This window comes from Kitasatospora sp. UYEF31 (genome assembly GCF_057291755.1).
Map to the genome: position 1 here is coordinate 1 of NZ_JBXAWK010000019.1, position 18,256 is coordinate 18,256.

Annotated in this window: 18 protein-coding genes and 1 pseudogene; 8 read left to right on the top strand and 11 right to left on the bottom strand. The window is 70.3% G+C overall.

What is annotated here, in order from left to right:
- Positions 1-191 precede the first annotated feature (191 nt).
- Both AC0Z36_RS11945 and AC0Z36_RS11950 read right to left on the bottom strand, forming a co-directional pair.
- Positions 192-1,349 carry a tyrosine-protein phosphatase gene (locus AC0Z36_RS11945; protein WP_485462779.1) on the bottom strand — a complete coding sequence of 386 codons (1,158 nt, stop codon included), beginning with the start codon at positions 1,347-1,349 and terminating at the stop codon, positions 192-194.
- Between the two features lie 356 nt (positions 1,350-1,705).
- Positions 1,706-2,287 (bottom strand): DJ-1/PfpI family protein, encoded by a 582-nt coding sequence (locus AC0Z36_RS11950; RefSeq protein WP_485462780.1) that lies wholly within the window; start codon positions 2,285-2,287, stop codon positions 1,706-1,708.
- Between the two features lie 233 nt (positions 2,288-2,520).
- Between AC0Z36_RS11950 and AC0Z36_RS11955 the strand changes: the two genes are divergently transcribed.
- Together AC0Z36_RS11955 and AC0Z36_RS11960 are read left to right on the top strand one after the other, a co-directional pair.
- Complete coding sequence (locus tag AC0Z36_RS11955; protein ID WP_485462781.1) at positions 2,521-3,324, top strand: enoyl-CoA hydratase; 804 nt, start codon at positions 2,521-2,523, stop codon at positions 3,322-3,324.
- A 140-nt stretch (positions 3,325-3,464) separates the two neighbouring features.
- Positions 3,465-3,827 carry a hypothetical protein gene (locus AC0Z36_RS11960; RefSeq protein WP_485462782.1) on the top strand — a complete coding sequence of 121 codons (363 nt, stop codon included), beginning with the start codon at positions 3,465-3,467 and terminating at the stop codon, positions 3,825-3,827.
- An 87-nt stretch (positions 3,828-3,914) separates the two neighbouring features.
- Here the strand turns inward: AC0Z36_RS11960 and AC0Z36_RS11965 are convergent, their stop codons facing one another.
- Positions 3,915-5,222, bottom strand: coding sequence for an aminotransferase class I/II-fold pyridoxal phosphate-dependent enzyme (locus AC0Z36_RS11965; RefSeq protein WP_485462783.1), 1,308 nt, complete (start codon positions 5,220-5,222; stop codon positions 3,915-3,917).
- 115 nt (positions 5,223-5,337) lie between these two features.
- Between AC0Z36_RS11965 and AC0Z36_RS11970 the strand changes: the two genes are divergently transcribed.
- Entirely contained in the window at positions 5,338-6,045 is a 708-nt protein-coding gene (locus AC0Z36_RS11970; RefSeq protein WP_485462784.1) for a pyridoxamine 5'-phosphate oxidase family protein, read from the top strand.
- A gap of 278 nt (positions 6,046-6,323) precedes the next feature.
- Positions 6,324-7,013 carry a lysophospholipid acyltransferase family protein gene (locus AC0Z36_RS11975; protein ID WP_485462785.1) on the top strand — a complete coding sequence of 230 codons (690 nt, stop codon included), beginning with the start codon at positions 6,324-6,326 and terminating at the stop codon, positions 7,011-7,013.
- Positions 7,014-7,040: 27 nt separating this feature from the next.
- Here AC0Z36_RS11975 and AC0Z36_RS11980 read toward each other — a convergent pair whose 3' ends face one another.
- Entirely contained in the window at positions 7,041-7,745 is a 705-nt protein-coding gene (locus tag AC0Z36_RS11980) for a TetR/AcrR family transcriptional regulator (RefSeq protein ID WP_485462786.1), read from the bottom strand.
- A 179-nt stretch (positions 7,746-7,924) separates the two neighbouring features.
- Here AC0Z36_RS11980 and AC0Z36_RS11985 point away from each other — a divergent pair, with 179 nt between their 5' ends.
- On the top strand, positions 7,925-9,211 hold the full coding sequence (locus tag AC0Z36_RS11985; protein ID WP_485462787.1) for an APC family permease: 1,287 nt from the start codon (positions 7,925-7,927) through the stop codon (positions 9,209-9,211).
- A gap of 45 nt (positions 9,212-9,256) precedes the next feature.
- Positions 9,257-10,903 carry an amidohydrolase gene (locus AC0Z36_RS11990; RefSeq protein WP_485462788.1) on the top strand — a complete coding sequence of 549 codons (1,647 nt, stop codon included), beginning with the start codon at positions 9,257-9,259 and terminating at the stop codon, positions 10,901-10,903.
- A gap of 13 nt (positions 10,904-10,916) precedes the next feature.
- Here AC0Z36_RS11990 and AC0Z36_RS11995 read toward each other — a convergent pair whose 3' ends face one another.
- The 6 genes and pseudogenes from AC0Z36_RS11995 to AC0Z36_RS12020 form a co-directional block, all read right to left on the bottom strand.
- Entirely contained in the window at positions 10,917-11,558 is a 642-nt protein-coding gene (locus AC0Z36_RS11995) for an MBL fold metallo-hydrolase (protein ID WP_485462789.1), read from the bottom strand.
- Between the two features lie 44 nt (positions 11,559-11,602).
- Positions 11,603-12,145 (bottom strand): hypothetical protein, encoded by a 543-nt coding sequence (locus AC0Z36_RS12000; RefSeq protein WP_485462790.1) that lies wholly within the window; start codon positions 12,143-12,145, stop codon positions 11,603-11,605.
- Between the two features lie 15 nt (positions 12,146-12,160).
- Complete coding sequence (locus AC0Z36_RS12005; protein ID WP_485462791.1) at positions 12,161-12,283, bottom strand: hypothetical protein; 123 nt, start codon at positions 12,281-12,283, stop codon at positions 12,161-12,163.
- Between the two features lie 46 nt (positions 12,284-12,329).
- A pseudogene (locus AC0Z36_RS12010) lies at positions 12,330-12,686 on the bottom strand (agmatine deiminase family protein); the annotation flags it as partial.
- A 607-nt stretch (positions 12,687-13,293) separates the two neighbouring features.
- Positions 13,294-13,956 carry a fasciclin domain-containing protein gene (locus AC0Z36_RS12015; protein WP_485462792.1) on the bottom strand — a complete coding sequence of 221 codons (663 nt, stop codon included), beginning with the start codon at positions 13,954-13,956 and terminating at the stop codon, positions 13,294-13,296.
- Between the two features lie 66 nt (positions 13,957-14,022).
- A complete protein-coding gene (locus tag AC0Z36_RS12020) occupies positions 14,023-15,537 on the bottom strand; it encodes a molybdopterin-dependent oxidoreductase (protein WP_485462793.1) in 1,515 nt (504 codons plus the stop codon).
- Between the two features lie 197 nt (positions 15,538-15,734).
- Between AC0Z36_RS12020 and sigK the strand changes: the two genes are divergently transcribed.
- Entirely contained in the window at positions 15,735-16,331 is a 597-nt protein-coding gene (sigK, locus tag AC0Z36_RS12025; RefSeq protein ID WP_485462794.1) for an ECF RNA polymerase sigma factor SigK, read from the top strand.
- Entirely contained in the window at positions 16,328-17,044 is a 717-nt protein-coding gene (locus AC0Z36_RS12030; RefSeq protein WP_485462795.1) for an anti-sigma factor, read from the top strand. The genes sigK and AC0Z36_RS12030 overlap by 4 nt, the downstream gene beginning before the upstream one ends.
- A 146-nt stretch (positions 17,045-17,190) precedes the next feature.
- On the opposite strand, the gene AC0Z36_RS12035 is transcribed toward AC0Z36_RS12030, so the two are convergent.
- Positions 17,191-18,246, bottom strand: a complete 1,056-nt coding sequence (locus tag AC0Z36_RS12035) for a lactonase family protein (protein ID WP_485462796.1) — start codon at positions 18,244-18,246, stop codon at positions 17,191-17,193.
- Between the last annotated feature and the right edge of the window lie 10 nt (positions 18,247-18,256).

Sequence of the window (18,256 nt, forward strand, 5' to 3'; positions counted from 1 at the left end):
CCCGCTTGGCCCACCGGTCCCCCACCCGGCCGGGTAGCCCCCCCCCCCCCCCCCCCCGGCGGGGGCCCCCCCCCCCCCCCCCCCCCCCCCCCCCCCGGGCCGGGCCCCCCCCCCCCCCCCCCCCCGGGGGGGGGGGGCCCCCCCGGGGGGGGCCCCCCCCCCCCCGCCCGGCCTACTACCGCTCGCCTCGCTTACTTGACGAGCAGGTTCACCTTCAGCTGAAGCAGGGTCAGTCGGTCGACGCCCAGACCCTTGGTGATGTAGTTGTCCACGGTGCCGTAGTTCGCCTTGACGGCGTCCAGTGCGGCCTGCAGGTAGTCGGAGCTGACGATCTGCAGGGGGATCAGCAGGTCGGGGTTCTGCATCATCCCGTACTGCTTCATCTGGTCACGCGTGGCCTTGTCGGCCGTGGCGCGGAACTCGTTGCTCGCCAGGTAGTCCGTCTTCGCGTCCTCCTCCGACACACCGAGCGCGGTCAGCAGGATGTAGCTCATCCAGCCGGTGCGGTCCTTGCCCGAGGTGCAGTGGAACAGGGTCACGTCGCCCTGCGCGATGAGGCGCAGCGTCTCCGCGAACTGCGCGCGGGACGCGGAGTCGGTGACGAAGGACGTGTAGATGTCCTTGAGCAGTTGCTCGGACTTGCCGCCGCCGAGCATCGCTTCCTGCTTGACCGGGTCCTTTGAGCCGATCGCGCCCGTCATCGTCAGGAACATGCCCCGGTCGGTGACCGGCGAGGCGATCGGCGTGACACCGGCGGGCAGGATGTCCGCGTGGTCGGAGGCGATCTCGCCGGGTGTGCGGAAGTCGACGGCCTGCTTGAGCTTCAGGTTGCCGAGCTTGGCGACGTCGGAGGCGTTGGCCTTGCCGAGCGCGTCGGTGCGCAGGACCTGACCCCAGCGCACGTGTGCCTTGTCCTTGGTCGTGTAGCCGCCCAGGTCGCGGGCGTTGGGCGCGGTCTGCAGGCCCAGGCCGCGCACGGCGACCGGCAGGCCTTTGAACTGCTGGTTGCTGGGGACCAGTTCGAAGTACCAGCGCTTGGCCGGGTCGAGTCCGGTGACGGTGGCCGACTCGGTGGTCGAGGTGGCGACCTTGACCGCGTCCATGAACAGGACGCCGTCGTCGGTGGGGTCGGTCGACGCGTACACGTCGACGTACTTCGCGCCGTTCTTCTTGTCCCAGCTCAGCGTGTAGACGCCGTCGGTGCTGCGGGTCGCCGAGGCGTCGGAGAGCATCGAGGTGACGAAGATCCCGGCCTGTGCGGCCGGCGCGAACGCGGTGGTGGCCGCGCCGAAGGTCAGCGTGGTGGCGAGGACGCCGTACGCGAAGCGCTGTGAAGTGGGGATGCGCATCCGGAGGTATCTCCTGGGTGGTGCGGAGTGACGTGATGGGCCGGTCGGGCTGCGGGGGAACGCCACCGTCCGACGTCGCGCCAGTGCTTCCGCGAAGTCACGTCGTCCGACGGCCGTCGCAGGCCGACCGGCCGTCACAGAATGTATCCCTCATCCATCGAGCCGTACGGGCGCGTATGGCGTACGGGCGGGCTCTGAGACCAGGATCACCCGTCCCGGTCACTCCCCGCTCGACACGTGTCGACCAGCGGTGATGGGGTCGCGTGACCTGTGACACGAGGCCCTGTGCCGCTCGGTCCTGAGTGCACGTCAGGCCATGCGTCATCTCACTGTCAGTCACCTGCCCGCAGTGCCGGTCACCGCACGTGTTTCAGTGCCCGCTCCACAAAGACGTTCTCCTCGCCCACTGGTGCGACGTACTCCAGCGCGCGCCGCGCCTCTTCCTCGCCGACCGTCCGCGCGATCGCCCACGCGGCCAGGTACTGCGAGGCCAGGCAGCCCCCGGCGGTCGCGATCCGGCCGCGCGTGTGGAACGCCTGGTCGAGCACGGTCAGGCCGGCCGCCTCCGCGAACGGCTTGCTCGTCGCGTCCGCGCACACCGGCATGCCGTCGACGAGGCCGAGCCGCGCCAGGACCAGTGCGCCCGAGCACTGTGAGCCGATCCACTGGCGTTCCGGGTCGAGCACGAGTCGCTCCATCAGGCTGTCGTCCCGTACGACGTCCCTGGTCTTGGAACCCGACCCGATCAGCACCACGTCAGCCTCGGTGGCGAACTCCAGCGGTCGCTGGCCGGTGGTCTCGACGCCGTTGAGCGAGGTGACGGTCGGCGTCGGGGTGGTTATGTAGGCCCGGATCCCCACCGCCCGGTTGACGATGCTGTTGGCGACGAAACTGTCGATCTCGTTGAAACCGTCGAACGTGACGATGGCTACCTGCACGGTGCGCTCCGCTGATAGTTGTGGGCCGGACTGTCTGTGGGTCGAGCTGTCCGCGGGCCGGTCTGTCCGCGGGCCGAGCCTGTCAAAGCGGGGCGTACGGCCGCCACCGTTTTGCCGGTGGCCTCCCGGGCCGCCGGCCAGGGAGAAGTAGACAGGAAGCTTGATTATGTGCGGGTTTTCCGGTGCGATCAGAGGCATCCGGCGCCCCGCCCCGCATACCTGAACGAGGCCTCATGTCCTACGTGCTCATCGAGAAGCCCCGCCCGCACACCACCCTCATCACCCTCAACCGGCCCGAACGCCTGAACGCCATGTCATTCGACGTGATGGTGCCGTTCCGCGAGGCCCTGGAGGAGGTCAGCGCCGACAACGACACCCGCGTGGTCGTCCTCACCGGCGCGGGCCGCGGCTTCTGCTCCGGCGCCGACCTGGAGGGCTCCGGGCACATCCCCGGCATCGGCGGCCTGACCAAGACATCGATAGCGCGCCGCTCGCTGGGCATCCTCGACGACGTCATCCACGCCCTGCGCAAAATGCACCAGCCGGTCATCGCCGCCGTCAACGGCCCGGCCATCGGCGGCGGGTTCTGCCTCGCCGCCGCCACAGACATCCGCCTCGCGTCCGACACCGCGTACTTCCGCGCCGCCGGGATCAACAACGGGCTCACCGCCAGCGAACTGGGCCTCAGCTATGTACTGCCGCGCGCGATCGGCTCCTCCCGGGCCTTCGAGATCATGCTCTCCGGGCGCGACGTCGACGCCGACGAAGCCATGCGCATCGGCCTGGTCTCCCGCACCGTCCCCGCCGGTGAACTCCTCGGCGCATGCTTCGACCTCGCCGACCGCATCGCGGGTTTCAGCCGCGTCGGCGTCGAAGTGACCAAACGGACCCTGTGGGCCGGCCTGGAGGCCGGCAGCATGCACTCGCACATGGACTACGAAGGCCAGGCCCAGTTGTACGTACGCCTGACCACCCGCAACTTCGAAGAGGCGGTCGAAGCCCGCAGGGAGAAGCGGGCACCGGAGTACAAAGACTGACGGGACTCCCGCGAAACGTGGGGCGTATCCCCCGATGCGACGGGCAGGGGTGCCTGTAACCTCGCACCGCCGAACCTGATCCGCGACGCGACGCGGGAGGTTCCGGCCAGTGCACACAACGTGAGACATGGGGGCTGTAAATGATCGGTACCGCCAAGTACAGAACCGCGGGCGTGCTCGTCGCACTCCTGATCGCCTTCGGGCTGGCCGCCGGGCCCGCCTCCGCAGCCCCCACCCAGAGCGTCACGCGTGCCGCCGCCGCGCCTTCCTCGGTGAGCGGAACCGCCGGGAACACCACCCCGCTGGCCGCCGCCGCGAGCACCGGGACCGTGGCGCAAGCCGGTCACGTGGCCAAGGGCAGCGAGTCGGTCACCAAGAAGGCGAAGAAGAAAAAGAAGAAGGGCTTCTTCAAGAAGATCGGGAAGTTCCTCTTCGGCGGGATCATCCTCATCATCATCCTGATCGTCGTGGTCGTCCTGCTGGTGAAGTTCCGCCGCCGGTAAGACCATCCAGGTCCAAGAACGCCAGGTACGGGAACGTCCCCCGTGCCCGGCGTTTTTTGCCCTCCCCGTCCTGCCAGCCCTGCCCGTTCAGACTGTCCGCAGCAGCCACGGCTCGAACACGTAGGCCGACACCGCCTCCGCCACCCACACCGCCTCCGGCTGTGTCAGCGTGGCCACAGTGATCCGCACCGCCGGGCCCGAACGGATGCGGTAGCGCGCCCCAGGCGCCACCACCAAATGGGACAGCAGCATCTTCGCCACCGTCTCCGCCTCGTCGCGCACCGGAACCCACACGTTGATCCCGGACTTCCCATGGGCCGGGAACCCCTTGTCGGCCAGCGCGTCGACCAGCATCACCCGCCGCGCCGCATAGACCTCCCGCGCCCGCCGCACCAGCGCCCGCGTCGCCGGATCAGTCCACGCCGCGGCCACCGCGTGCTGCAGCGCATGACTCACCCACCCCGGCCCCAGCCGCTGCCGACCGGTGATCCGGCCCACCGTCACCTGGTCACCTGCGACCACCGCGCACCGCAGATCAGGGCCGTACGCCTTGGAAGCCGAACACACGTACAACCAGTGCGCGGTGGACCCGACGGTCACCGCCAGCTCCGTCCCGGCGATGTCGTTGCCGTGGTCGTCCTCCAGGACCAGCGTCTCCGGATGCGCGGCGAGGACGCCGCGCAGTTGCGCCGCCCGCCCGGCCGACACCGAAGCGCCCGTCGGGTTCTGCGCCCGGGACGTGATCACAACCGCCCGGCACCCGGCCTTCAACGCCGCGTCCACAGCCTCCGCCAGCGGCCCGTCGTCGTCGACCGGGACCGCGTACGGCACCAGGCTGAGCGCGGCGAGCAGATCCAGCAGGTTCGCCCAGCCCGGATCCTCGACGGCCACCTTGTCACCGGGACGCAGGTGCGCGAGCAGCCCGCGTTCGATCGCGTCCAGCGCCCCGGAAGTCACCGCCAGATGATCGGCCGGGACGCCGTCGGCGGCGAACCGCACCCGCGCGGCCCCGGCCAGCGGCGGATACACCGGGGCGTGGTTGTACAGCGGACGCCACGTCACCGGGTCCGGAAAAAGCGGGGCGGGCAGCAGCAGCGGGTCGGGCTCCCCGACGGAGAGATCGCGTGCCCCGGGCGGCGCGGCCGGGCCCAGCACGTTCCGCGGCGTCGACGAAGGACGCGATCGTACGTGCGTACCCCCGCGGCCGGCCGTCTCCACGATGCCCCGGTCCCGGAGCAGCCGGTAGGCGGCGGCCACCGTGGTGGGGCTGACCGCCAGCCGCGCCGCGAGGGTGCGCACCGGCGGCAGCGCGTCGCCGGGGGCGAGCTTTCCCGTGTGCAGGTCCTGCTCGACGGACGTGGCGATGTCGGAGGCGGTACGGCCGACGGGAGGCAAGGGGACTCCTCGGAGACGATTCGGTGACGAAAGGAGCTTGACGCTGCATCACAGGATGCGTCATTGTACTGGCGCATTCCAGTGTTTGTGCTAGTACAAAAAGTGAGGTGCTGTGATGACCACCCGAATCCAGTCCGGGACTGAGCCGCAGCGTGCGGCCCCCGCCTATCCCCCGTCCCCCGCGACGACCCCCACCCGAAACCGCGAGCGGATGCGCTACGACGCCGACACCGTCCACGCGATCCTCGACGAGTCCTGCATAGGGCACCTCTCCTTCATCGCACACGGGCAGCCCCAGCTCCTGCCGCTGGTCTACGGCCGCGCCGGGGCCGAGATCTACCTGCACGCCTCCACCGGCTCCCACCTGGCCCGCGCCGTACGCGACGCCGGTGCGGCGGGGTTGCCCGTCTCCTTCGCGGTCACCCACACCGACGCCCTGGTGCTGTCCCGGTCGGCGATGCACCACTCCGCGGACTACCGCTGCGTGGTCGCCCACGGGCCGCTGCGCCAGGTGACCGACGTCGCGACGCGGCGGCGCGGCTTCGCGGCGGTCCTCGATCACATGGTCCCCGGGCGCAGCGCCGACTGCCGCGAGCCGGACGCCAAGGAACTGGCGATGACCGGGCTGTTCGTCCTGGAACTCGACCAGGTCGCGGCGAAGGTACGGGACCACGGCCTGTCCGAGGACGCCGCGGACCAGGACCTGCCGCACTGGGCCGGAGTGGTCCCGCTCCGGACCCGGGCCGGCACCCCGGTCTCCGACACCGGCGCTGAACTCCCTGCCTACCTAGCCGACTGGGTGGCGGCGCGCTCAGCGGGTTGACGGCGGGCCGGCGGCAGCGCGACGACGGCGACCGTCGGCCCGGCACTGCAACGCCACCCGTGGGACCGGCATGCCGCGCGGCGGCCACTTCGCGGCCATGCAGGCGCCCGAACCGCTGGTCGAGGACGTGCGGAAGCGCTTCCGCGCACTGCGCTGAGTGAGACCGGTGAGACGAAAAGTGACCGCACGGTGGACGCGGCGCGCTTCGCCCTTCCGGTCTCAGCTATCGTTTTCCCTGCCCACAAGCCTTGATAGCCGTCGAAGACCACCGCAGGGGGATGTCCGTGCTGCTCGAGCACTTCATGCACGGGGTGGTCAAACCCACCATGAAGCTCATCTACCGGCCGCACGTCGAAGGCCGGGAGAACGTGCCCCGCACCGGGCCGGTCATCATCGCCAGCAACCACCTGTCGTTCTTCGACTCGATGGTCATCCCGATGGCGCTGCCGCGCCGGGTGTCGTTCCTGGCCAAGGCGGAGTACTTCGAGGGCACCGGCGTCAAGGGCGCGGTGGACAGGGCGTTCTTCGGCGCGATCGGCAACGTCCCGGTCCCGCGCGACGCCAAGCGCGGTGCGATGGCCGCACTTGAGGCCGCGCTCGGCGTGCTCCAGCGCGACGGCGCGTTCGGCATCTACCCGGAGGGCACCCGCTCGCGCGACGGCCGGCTGTACCGCGGCCGGACCGGCGTGGCGTGGCTGGCCCTGGCCGCCAGGTGCCCGATCATCCCGGTCGGCGTGACCGGTACGGACAGGATCCAGCCGATCGGCTCCAACGTCCCCAAGCCGGTCGTGCGCCCGACGGTGCGCTTCGGTGAACCGCTGGACTTCGCGCGCTACTACGAGCGCAAGGACGTCGGCAAGGTCCGCCGCGAGATCGTCGACGAGGTCGTCGAGGCGATCCAGAAGCTGACGGACCAGGAGTACGCGGGCGTCCACAACGAGACCGCCGCGGAGTCCACCGCCCTCTGAGCGCGCGGCCCCGCCGTTCGTGATGTTTCAGCTACGGTCCGGTGCCTGCGCCACCAGTGCCGCGAGGAGCAGTTCCACTGACGTTTCGAACGAACTCGCCGCCATCGTGCGCAGTTCGTCGCGGACGGCCGCCAGGTTCGGGTGGGTCTCCCCGGGGAGTTCCCGGTAGGCCTGGGTCCACGCCCGCTCGTCGGCGTCCTTCTGCTCCACGCTCAGCGACAGGAAGTTCGCCTCGAGTATCGAGTGGCCCAGGACCGTGTCGATGAACGCCTGGTAGAACCGCACGGCGTCGGCGTCGCAGAAGCCCGCCCCGCGCAGCAGCCCGATGCCCTGTTCGACTGCGTGGAACTCGTTCTCCCGGCGGGTGACGCGCGTCGCGGCCATCGCGGCGACCTTCGGGTGGGCGCGGTATCCGGCGCACACGCGGTGGGCTATCTCACGCAGCGCCGCCACCCAGTCGGGCCCGGGGGTGAAGCCGCGCATCGAGTCGCCGATGATCCGGTCGGCGATGGCCAGTTGGAGATCGTCGGTGTTGGTGAAGTAGCGGTAGACGGCCGTCGGATCGCAGCCCAGGGCCGCGCCCAGGCGGCGCACGCTCAGGCCCTCGGCGCCGTGTTCGCCGATCAGGCGCAGCGCGCAGTCGACGATGAGGTCCGTGGTCAGGACTGTGCCCGAACGGGTGGGCCGACGGCGTCGGCGCTCGGCGACAACACGGTCGGGTGTGGCGGTCATGGCGTGCGGTCCCTCTGGTGGTGGCCGGGGGTTTCCACTGCGTTTCCCGTGCCCCCGTCAGCGTGTCAGTCTGGAAAACCTTAAGTCAACACTATTGACGTAACTTTGACGCCAAGTGTTTGATCAGCAACGCCGGGCAGGCCCGGACGTCCACTCCTCGCTCTCCGGGAGCCCCGCTGATGTCTGTCTCCACCTCAGGACCCCCCGTCCTGCGCCGTTCCCTCGGCGTGGCCGACGGAGTTGCGATCGCCGCGTCGAGCACCGCGCCGATCACCAGCATCGGCATCGGCATCGGCATCGGCATGGGGTCGCTCGCGGCGGTCGTCGGGTTCCAGTCCCCGGCGATGCTCCTTGTGGCGATCGTGCCGATCCTGGGCATCGCCCTGGCGTACGCCCGGCTCAACCGGGACGAGCCCAACTGCGGCAACGGCTACGTCTGGGTCGGCCGCTCGCTGGGTCCGTGGGCCGGGTTCCTCACCGGCTGGGTGACGCTGGTCGCCTCGGTGATCTTCATGGCGTACACCAGCGCGGTCACCGGCGACAACGCGTTCTCCCTCTCCTGGCTCAACCCCTTCGAGATCGACTCCGCCAAGGGATTTGCCCAGGGCCTGGTCCTGGCGGTGTTCTTCTACTGGGGCTGGGACTCGGCGTTCAGCGTCACCGAGGAGACCCGCAAGACCGGCGACGCGGCCCGTGGCGGATTCATCGCCCTGTTCGCGATGCTCGGCCTGTTCCTGTTCGGCGCGATCGCCATGCAGCGTGAGATGGGCCTGGCCGAACTGGTGGAGAACGGCCCGCAGGGCCTGACCCACCTCGGCGCGAAGATCGCCGACGAGCCGCTGGCTTCGCTGCCGTTGCTCGCCCTGATGTTCTCCGCCGTGGCGTCCCTGCAGTCCGGCGTGATCCCCGCCGCCCGCGGCATGCTCGCGATGGGCCGGGACAGCACGATGGGCCCGGTCTGGACGAAGATCCACCCGAAGTACGGGACCCCGGCGGTCGGCACCGCGCTGATCATGGCGATCGTCACCGGTGTCGCCCTGTTCGCCATCGGCATCCCCAAGCTCAGCGACATGATCCTGGCCGCGGTCAACTCCATCGGCCTGATCGTCGCCCTCTACTACGGGCTGACCGCCACCGCCTGCGCGGTCCGCTACCGGGCCAGTCTGCGCGACGGACCGCGTGAGGCACTGCTCGCGGTCGTCATCCCGGCGCTGTCCGCGCTGTGCCTGTTCGGCGCCGGCGGCTACCTCGCCTACAACTACCTCACGATGAGCGACAGCTTCGAACTCAGCCCGGACAACGGCTGGTTCATGCTCAGCGTGCCGGTCGCGATCGTCGTCTCCGGGTTCGCGATGGCCGCCGTGGCCAAGTACGTGCGCAAGTCGGCGTACTTCACCACCGGGCGCGGCACCGACGGCGACGCGCTGGAGCTCTCCACGGACCCGCGGGTCACGCAGGACGCGTGAGTCATCCGTACGGCCGACTTTTTTCCGACAAGGAGCACCACCCGTATGTCGCACCCCACAGCCGACCTGGTCTTCACCGGCGGCCCCGTCCACACCGTCGACGCCGCGCGCAGCCGCGCCACCTCAGTGGCCGTCACCGCCGGACGCATCACCGCGGTCGGCCACGATGAGGTGCGCGACCTCATCGGCCCCGGCACCGAAGTGGTCGACCTCACGGGCAAGCTGCTCCTCCCCGGCTTCCAGGACGCGCACATCCACCCGGTGGGCGGCGGCATGGAGATGGGGCAGTGCGACCTGAGCGAAGGCGAGGACGCCGACGACTACCTGCGGATCATCGGGGAGTACGCGGCGGGCAACCCCGGACTGGAGTGGATCACCGGCGGCGGCTGGTCCCTGGACGCCTTCCCCGGCGGGACCCCCACCAAGGAGTTCCTCGACACGGTCGTCTCCGACCGGCCCGTCTACCTGCCCAACTGCGACCACCACGGCGCGTGGGTCAACACCCGGGCACTCGAACTGGCCGGAGTGGACGCCCGTACGCCCGACCCGTCCGACGGACGCATCGAACGCGACGCCGACGGAAACCCCACGGGCATGCTCCAGGAAGGCGCGATGGAGACCGTCGGCCGCCTGCTGCCGGTCACCACGCTCGACGAGCAGATCACCGCACTGCTGCGGGCCCAGGAACTCCTGCACTCGCTGGGCATCACCGCCTGGCAGGACGCGCTGCTCGGCAGCCACGCCAACATCACCGACGCCACCCCGGCCTACCTCGCGGCGGCCAGGGACGGGCGGCTGACCGCGCGGGTCGTCGGCTCCCTGTGGTGGGACCGCGCGCGCGGTGCCGAACAGATCCCCGAACTCCTTGAGCGCAGGGCCGCCGGGCAGGCCGGGCGCTTCCACGCGAGCAGCGTGAAGATCATGCAGGACGGCGTCGCGGAGAACCACACCGCCGCGATGATCAACCCCTACCTGACCAAGTGCGGCTGCGCCTCGGACAACAGCGGCATCAGCTTCATCGACCCCGAGGCGCTGCGCGGCTACGTCGCCGAGTTGGACGCCCACGGCTTCCAGGTGCACTTCCACGCGCTCGGTGACCGGGCCGTACGCGAAGCCCTCGACGCCGTCGAGGCCGCCCGCACCACCAACGGCTGGACCGACAACCGGCACCACCTCGCGCACCTCCAGATCGTCCACCCCGACGACGTGGCGCGCTTTGCGAAACTCGGCGCGACCGCGAACATCCAGCCGCTGTGGGCCGCGCACGAGGCGCAGATGGACACGCTCACCATCCCGTTCCTGGGCGACGAGCGGGCGCAGTGGCAGTACCCCTTCGCCGGACTGTCGCGCAGCGGCGCGACCCTGGCCGCCGGCAGCGACTGGCCGGTCAGCAGCCCCAACCCGTGGCTCGGCGTCCACACCGCGGTCAACCGTCGCAACCCCGGCTCGGACTCCCCCGTGTTCATCGCGGACCAGCGCATCGACCTGGGCACGGCCGTGGCCGCGTACACGGCCGGCAGCGCCTACGTGAACCACCTCGACGACACCGGCAGCATCCGCGTGGGCAACCTCGCCGACCTCATCGTCGTCGACCGCGACCCGTTCGCGGGCCGGGCTGATGAGATCGGTGACACGAAGGTCCTGCAGACATTCGTCGAGGGTCAGCGGGTGTACGGGTCCACTGACGCGTGACGTGCGGAGATCCTCAGCCGAGTTTGACCGACTCGCCGGGCAGTAGCCTGGTGATCTCCCGGGTCTTCGTGGCGACGATTTTGTCGACCCAGGCCACGGTGCCGTTCATGCCGATCTCGCTGAACAGCGCCTCGTGGATCGGGTGCACCCGCCGCGGGTCGACCTCCAGGACGTACTCGATCAGCTCCGAGAGCTTCAGCCACGGCGCGCCGATCGGCGCGAGGAGCGTCGGCACCTTCTCCTCCGGCACGGTCAGCGCGTCGCCCGGGTGGAACACCTGGCCGCCGATCAGGAAGCCGACGTTGTCGACGCCGGGCAGGTCGCGGTAGATGTTCGCGTGCTTCTCGCCGTACACGTGCACGGGCGTGCCCGCGACGTCGAAGGAGTCGCCGTGCGTCACGGCGCGGACGCGCCCCTTGAGGTCGGCGAACAGCGCGGCGACCGCCGGGGCCGCCCAGACCTCGAGGTCGGGGTTCTGCGCGAGGTTCGCCCGCAGCTGCTCGGGCACCACGTGGTCGAAGTGCTCATGCGTGATCAGTACGACGTCAGCGCCGTCGGCGGCGTCCGGTTCGCTGAACGCCCCGGGGTCGACGACGATCACGGCGTTTCCGGTGTCGATGCGTACGCAGGCGTGTCCGAGTTTTGTGAGCTGCATGGGGATCACCGTATGCCCGCTGCCGCTGCCGGGGCGCTTCGAGGTCAGGCGACGGGTTCGAGCTTCTGGAGCAGTCCCCACACGAAGTCCGCGCGGTAGCGCGTCCCGGAATCGCTGAACACCGTCGACCAGCGGCTCGGCGCGGAGCCTTCCAGGTGCCTGACCGGTGCGAAGCCGCGCTCGATGTCCCCGACCACGCAGCCCCACGGGGCGAGTTCGGGCTTTCCGCCGGCGCGGACGAGCCACTCGTGCCAGACGCGTCCGTCCGGCCCGCGCAGCATCTCGAACCGCAGATCGGGCCACAGGGGCAGTTGCCAGCCGGAGGCTTCGGCGGTCACATCGCCAAAAGCCTGCGGGCGTACGGAATCCCTGGCGCCGAGGGCCTTCGCATACGCCTGGGCGGTCCCGGCGGCCCGGATGGTGCGCTGCCAACGGGCGTTCGCCTCGCGCATGTCGGTACGGGAGAAACCGAGTTCCCGTACGGCGTCCTCGACGCGGCCGGGCTGGTAGTCGGCCATACGGCGCAGGAGGACCAGGCAGAAACGGGCGCGGGACCAGGACCAGGCGGGGGTGGTGTCGGCGGGCATGCGGCGGGGCTTTCGCTAGTCGGGCTGGTGGGGTGACTGTGCCTCTTGTGCTTCGCGGCGGGCGCGGATGGCGGCCAGGAAGGGGCCGGCCAGGTAGTCCTGGAAGCTCGCGTGACTGAACTCCAGAACATCCAGCAAGGTCCAGGATCTCCAGCCGACGACCGCGGGCGTCGGTGGCGGCTTCCAGCACAGCGCGGTTGGCGCGCATCCGTTCGAAGTCGGGGTGCCGGGGGTCGTCCGGGAGCTGCGCCAGGACTCTGCCGGGTGCGACGAACGCGCAGACCCCGTCGATGTGCCCGTCGGTCTCAAAGTCGTCCAGACCGCCGTACGGCAGCCAGATCACCCGGGTGACGCCCAGTCGGGCGATGAGTTCGGCCTCGACCTCCGCCTTGCTCATCCCGGGGTTGCGGTTGGGGTGGAGCAGGCACTGCTCGGTGGTGATCAGCGTCCCCGCACCGTCGACCGTGATCGCGCCGCCCTCCAGGACCATTGAGGAGGCGATGCGCTGGACGCCGAGCCGGTCCAGGAGCAGCGCGCTGATCCGGTCGTCACTATGGGGTCTCCCTTTTCTTGTAGGTACAAGTCATTGTGTCTGAACGCCAAGGAGATCTTCGAGTTGCCGATCGCGCCACCGCGGGTCAGACGGCATCCCCTTGATGTGAACATCGCGTGGTAATTCCATCCGTCCGGTTGCGGGTAAAGTAGGACCCAGCCGCCATTACGACTCGCCTTGTGTGGCGGCTAGGCCCCAACACCCGTGACCTGTTGTTTCCCGGTGTTGGGGCCGCCTTACGTTCTGCGCCCTTTTCGTGGGCCCTTTCCGTGAGCGTTCTCCGGCCCCTGGTGCGTTCCCCCCGCGTGGGCTCAGATGTCGTAGACCAGCACCGGAGACGTCGCACACCGGTTGCCGAAGGTGGCCAGGTGCTCGACGGTCTCGCCCGTACCAGTGGCCGCCGGCGGTGATCGTCACCGGGCACGCGGGCAGACCTGGAAAACCGCCGGCCCCGCCCCCCTCCGGTCAGGGCGGAGGGGGGCGGGGCCGACGGACTCTGTGCGCCGGCCACGGGGCCGTCGTGGTGATCACACGACGCCGGCGTGCGTGTTCACCGCAGCCGACGCGGCATGAGCGCCGATGAAGGCAGTGGGTGCTACTTCGGCATCATCACCGTGTCGATGATGTACACCGTCGCGTTGGCCGTCTGGACGTTGCCGCACAGGACCTTCGCGCCGTTGACGCTGTAGTCCGAACCCGAGCCGGTGGCCGTGACGTCGCTGCCCTGAAGGGTCTTGTGCGTGCCGGCGAGCTGCGCCGGGGTCAGACGGCCGGAGACGACGTGGTAGGTCAGGATCTTGGTCAGCTTGTCCTTGTCGGCCAGGACCGCGTCCAGGTCGGCCTTCGGGATCTTGGTGAAGGCGTCGTTGTACGGGGCGAACACGGTGATGTCCTTCGCCGTGTTCAAGGTGTCGACCAGACCGGCCGCCTTGACGGCGGTGACCAGGGTGGACAGGACCGGGTTGTTCGACGCGGCGGTGGCGACCGGGTCCGTCGCCATGCCGGTGAAGCTGCCCGAGCCGGTCGCCGGGACGGCCGAACAGGCCGCGCCGAAGGGCTTTTCAGTACTGGCCGCGCCGGCGGCGGGCATCGACGGGTCGGCCATCGGGGCCGAGGCGGCCGGGGACTTGGCGGCATCGGTCTTCTTGTCGGAGTCCTTGTCCCCGCCGCAGGCGGCGAGGGACAGGGCGAGCGCCAGGGCGCCCACACCGGCGGCGGTACGGCGGCCGGTCGAGGACTGGAAGGTGGTGAGGAACACGAGGGTCTCCTTGGATCTGCTTTTCGCTGGGATTCCTGGCGGGGGGTTCCGTCAGGGAGGAAAGTTCTAGGTGACGGTCACGACCGTCGAGTGCCAGCCGGTGGCCCCGGAGGGGAAGGGCGCCGTACGGTCCTCCGGCTGCACATCGCCGCGGCCGTCCGCGGCGCGGACCTCCAGGCGGTGCTGGCCGGCTGTCGCCGACCACTGCCAGGACCACTGCGTCCAGGTGTCGACTCCGACGGTCGCGGCGAGTTCGGCGTTCTGCCACGGGCCCTTGTCGACCCGGACCTGTACGGCGGAGATGCCGCGCCCGGTCGCCCAGGCCGTGCCGGCCACGCTGACCGTTCCGGCCTTGACCTGCGCGAACGGTCGGGGGATCTCAATCCGGGAGGCCGTCTTGACCGGGCCTTGCTGGGCCCAGCCGCGCTCCACCCAGTACGCGTCGAAGGAGGCGAACTTGGTGACGTTCAGATCCACGAGCCACTTGGTGGCCGACGCGTAGCCGAACAGTCCGGGGACGAGCATCCGGCACGGGAAGCCGTGGGCCACCGGGAGCGGCTCACCGTTCATGGCCACTGCGAGCAGTCCGGCCCGGCCGTCGAGCAGGGTGTCCACCGGGGTACCGATGGTCATCCCTTCCGCGCTGCGGCCCACCACCTGGTCGGCTCCGGAGCGGATGCCGGCCCGGCGCAGGAGCGTGGCCAGCGGAACGCCCACCCAGGTCGCCGTACCGACGTAAGGTCCGCCGACCTCGTTGGAGACACAGGACACCGTGGTTGTCTGCTCCACGAGCGGCATGGCCAGCAGTTCGTCGAAGGAGATCTCCACCGGGCGGTCGACCATGCCGTGGATGCGCAGGGTCCAGTCCCGGGGGTCCACCTGCGGCAGCACCAGCGCGGTGTCCACGCGGTAGAAGTCGCGGTTAGGGGTGATGAACGGCGCCAGGCCGCGGACCTGCGCACCGGCCGGGACCGGTGGTGCCGACACCTTGGGCGGCGGGATACGCAGGGAATTGCGTACGGCATTGATGTTGAACCGCTGCCTGGACAGGGCACGCCCGCCCACTCCGGCGACGGAGGCCACGGCGGCGGTGCCCGCCAGGACCGCCAGGAACCGGCGGCGGTCGAAGGCCGGCATGCTGTCGGCGAGCGGCCTGGCCTCGTACAGCTTGACCAGGAACCACAGGGCGGCCGCACCGGTCACGGCGGCGGCGAGGGACGGAAGCGCCGCGGTGGCACCCGCGAAAGGACGGCTCAGTGCCGCCCACATGCCGACCGCGCCCAGCGCGCTCACGGCGACCGCGCCACTGCGGCGGAACCGCAGGGCGAGGACGCCGGCACCCGCCGCGAACAGTGCGAGCACCGCGTAGACGCTGGTCAGGAGGACGAACTTGTCCTTCGTGCCGAACTGGCGGATCGCGTAGTCCTTCAGCTCGTGCGGCGTCAGGTCGATCACCGCCGAGCCCACCGCTGTCACCGGGGCGCTGTACGGGCTGACCGCCACGGCGACGAGTTCACCGACGCCGAGCGCGAACCCGGCTGAACACACGCCCACGGCGGCACCCGCCGCGAGGCGGGTCATTCGCCTGCGGAGCGTGCTCTGGGTGCGCTCTTCTGGGTTCATGCCGCTTGTTCGCAGCCGACCCCCCGGTCGGATGGGTCCGACTTTGAGATTGATCCTTACGGGTGAAAGGTGACGTAGATCGGCAATCCGTGGGGACTCCGGCTACGAATGCGCTATGTGAGCCCAATACACACCCGGCCCGTGGAGGTCCGCCCATGAGTGCCGCGCCGCGACCGCGCAGCGTCCCCGACGTCCCTGATGCGGCGCCCCCTCTCGACGAACTCCTGCAGCAGGTGGGCAGAGGGGACGTCGCCGCGTTCGAGGCCGTCTACTCCGAGATCTCCGGCCCGGTGTACGGACTGGTCAAACGGATCCTGTGCAGCACCTCGCACGCCGAGGAGGTCGCGCAGGAAGTCCTCGTCCAGGTGTGGCGCACCGCCACCCGGTTCGACCCGGAACGCGGCTCGGCGCACACCTGGATCATGACCCTCGCGCACCACCGGGCGGTGGACCGGGTGCGCTCCGAACAGGCCGGGCACGACCGGGAGATGCACGACGCCCGGCACTCGGCGACCGTCCCGTACGACGACGTGGTCGAGGAGGTGGAGACCCGCATCGAACGCGAGCAGGTCCGCCGCTGCATCGGCGGACTCACCGAACTCCAGCGCGAGTCGGTCACGTTGGCGTACTACGGCGGTTACACCTACAGCGAGGTCGCCACCCTGCTCGGCTCCCCGCTCGGAACAGTCAAGACCCGCCTGCGCGACGGTCTGATCCGCCTGCGCGACTGCCTGGGAGTGGTAGCCCGATGACGACCAGTGCCGCAGACCTCCACACGCTCACCGGCGCCTACGCCTGCGACGCCTTGGAACCGGACGAGCGTACGGCTTTCCGCCGGCACCTGGACGCATGTCCCGACTGCCACCAGGAGGTCCGCGAACTCCGGGCCACCACCGCGGTCCTGGGCCTGGCGGTGGCCGCGGGCCCGCCCGCCAGACTGCGCGCCGCGGTCATGGGGGAGGTGGCCGAGACCCGGCAACTGCCGCCGGTCCCCGCCGGGCACCGCAGAGTCCCGCGACGCTGGACCACCCGGATCGCCTGGGGGCTCGCCGCGACGCTGATCCCGGCGGGCGCGGTGCTCGGCGTGCACCTCGCGCAGCAGGACGATTCGAACAAGCGGGCCGACGGTGTCCCGTCCGTCGTACGGGACTGGAAAGCCGACGACCTGAAGGTCGCCAGGAAGTCCGGCGACGGCATGGACGTCACCGTGTTCGCGTCGCACGGCCGGGACCGCGCGATGGCGGTGCTCTCCGGACCGGCTCCCCCGGCCGGGTCGGTGTACCAGTTCTGGCTCATCGGGCCCGGCGGTCCGCCGCGTCCGTCCGGGCTGACCCCGGCGGACGGCAGGATGGTCCCGGTCCCCGGCCTCGGCGACGCGCGGAGTGTCGCGGTCACGGTGGAGCCGGCGGGCGGGTCCGCAGCACCGAGCGGGGCGCCGCTGATGGTGATGCCGCTGCCCGTGTAGCGCGTGGCGGGGCAGGATGTTTCCTGGGTGACACATCCTCGCGGCTCCCCGGGATGATGTGTCACCCGGTCAAGAAGACACCCACGTCAGGCCGCCACTACTTCGGGGCCGGCACTACTCTCAGGGCCGGCACTACTTCGGGGCTGCTACTGCCGCAGCGCCACCACGCAGGTCGGGCTGCCGGTCTCCAGCGCCACACCCAGCGGCTCCAGCGCGCCGGTCGCCCCGTCGCGGCGGAACACCGTCACCACGTCCGACTCCTGCGCCGCGGCGTACACGTACGAGCCCACGATCGCGAGGTCACGCGGCCACGCGCCGCCCACCGGCACCTCGGCCACCTGGCGGGCGGTGACACCGTCCACCTCGAACACGGTGATGGAATCCGGACCGCGGTTGCCCACGTACAGGAACCGGCCGTCGGCCGACTGGACGATCGCCGACGGCAGGTTGTCCCCGCCGCCGGAGGCGACGACCGGCACGGCCTCGCCCGCGGTCTCCAGCTCCCCGGTGTCGTCGTTGCGCCGCAACGGCACCAACGACGGGTTCAGCTCACCGACGAGCCAGGCCGTACGGCCCGGCCCGTAGACCAGGTGCCGCGGGCCGGTCCCCGGGGCGAGCGACAACCGCTTGCCCTCAGCGAACAGCCCGGAGTTCGGGTCGAAGCGGAAGTGGTGAAGCAGGTCCCCGCCCAGATTGACCGCCACCAGCCACAGACCGTCGGGCGTGAACGTCACCTGGTGCGCGTGCGAGCCGTCCTGACGGCCGGCCACCGGACCGGGCACGGCTTCGAGCGCGATCCGGTCGGTGTACGAGCGCATCCCGCCGTCCAGGCCGAGTGGACTGGCGGTGACGCTGCCGTCCAGGTAGTTCGCCGTGATCACGTACTGCCCGGTGGGGTCCACGGTCAGGTGGCACGGGGCGTCACCGCCGGTGGAGTTCTCACCCAGTGGCTTGATCTCCACACCATCGAGCTTGTACGCGCCGACCCGCCCGGACGGGTCGAGCTCGTTGACCGCGTAGAGAACGCGCCCCGAAGGGTGCAGCGCGAGGTACGACGGCGCGACCGTCTCCACCTGGCCGACCCGGTCCAGCCGCCCGGTCGCCGGGTCCTGGTGGCACACGGTGATTCCGCAGCCGCGACCGTTCTGCTCGGGGGTGTAGGACCCCACATAAACCAGAGTGCTGTCCGCTGCGTCAGTCATGTTTCCAACC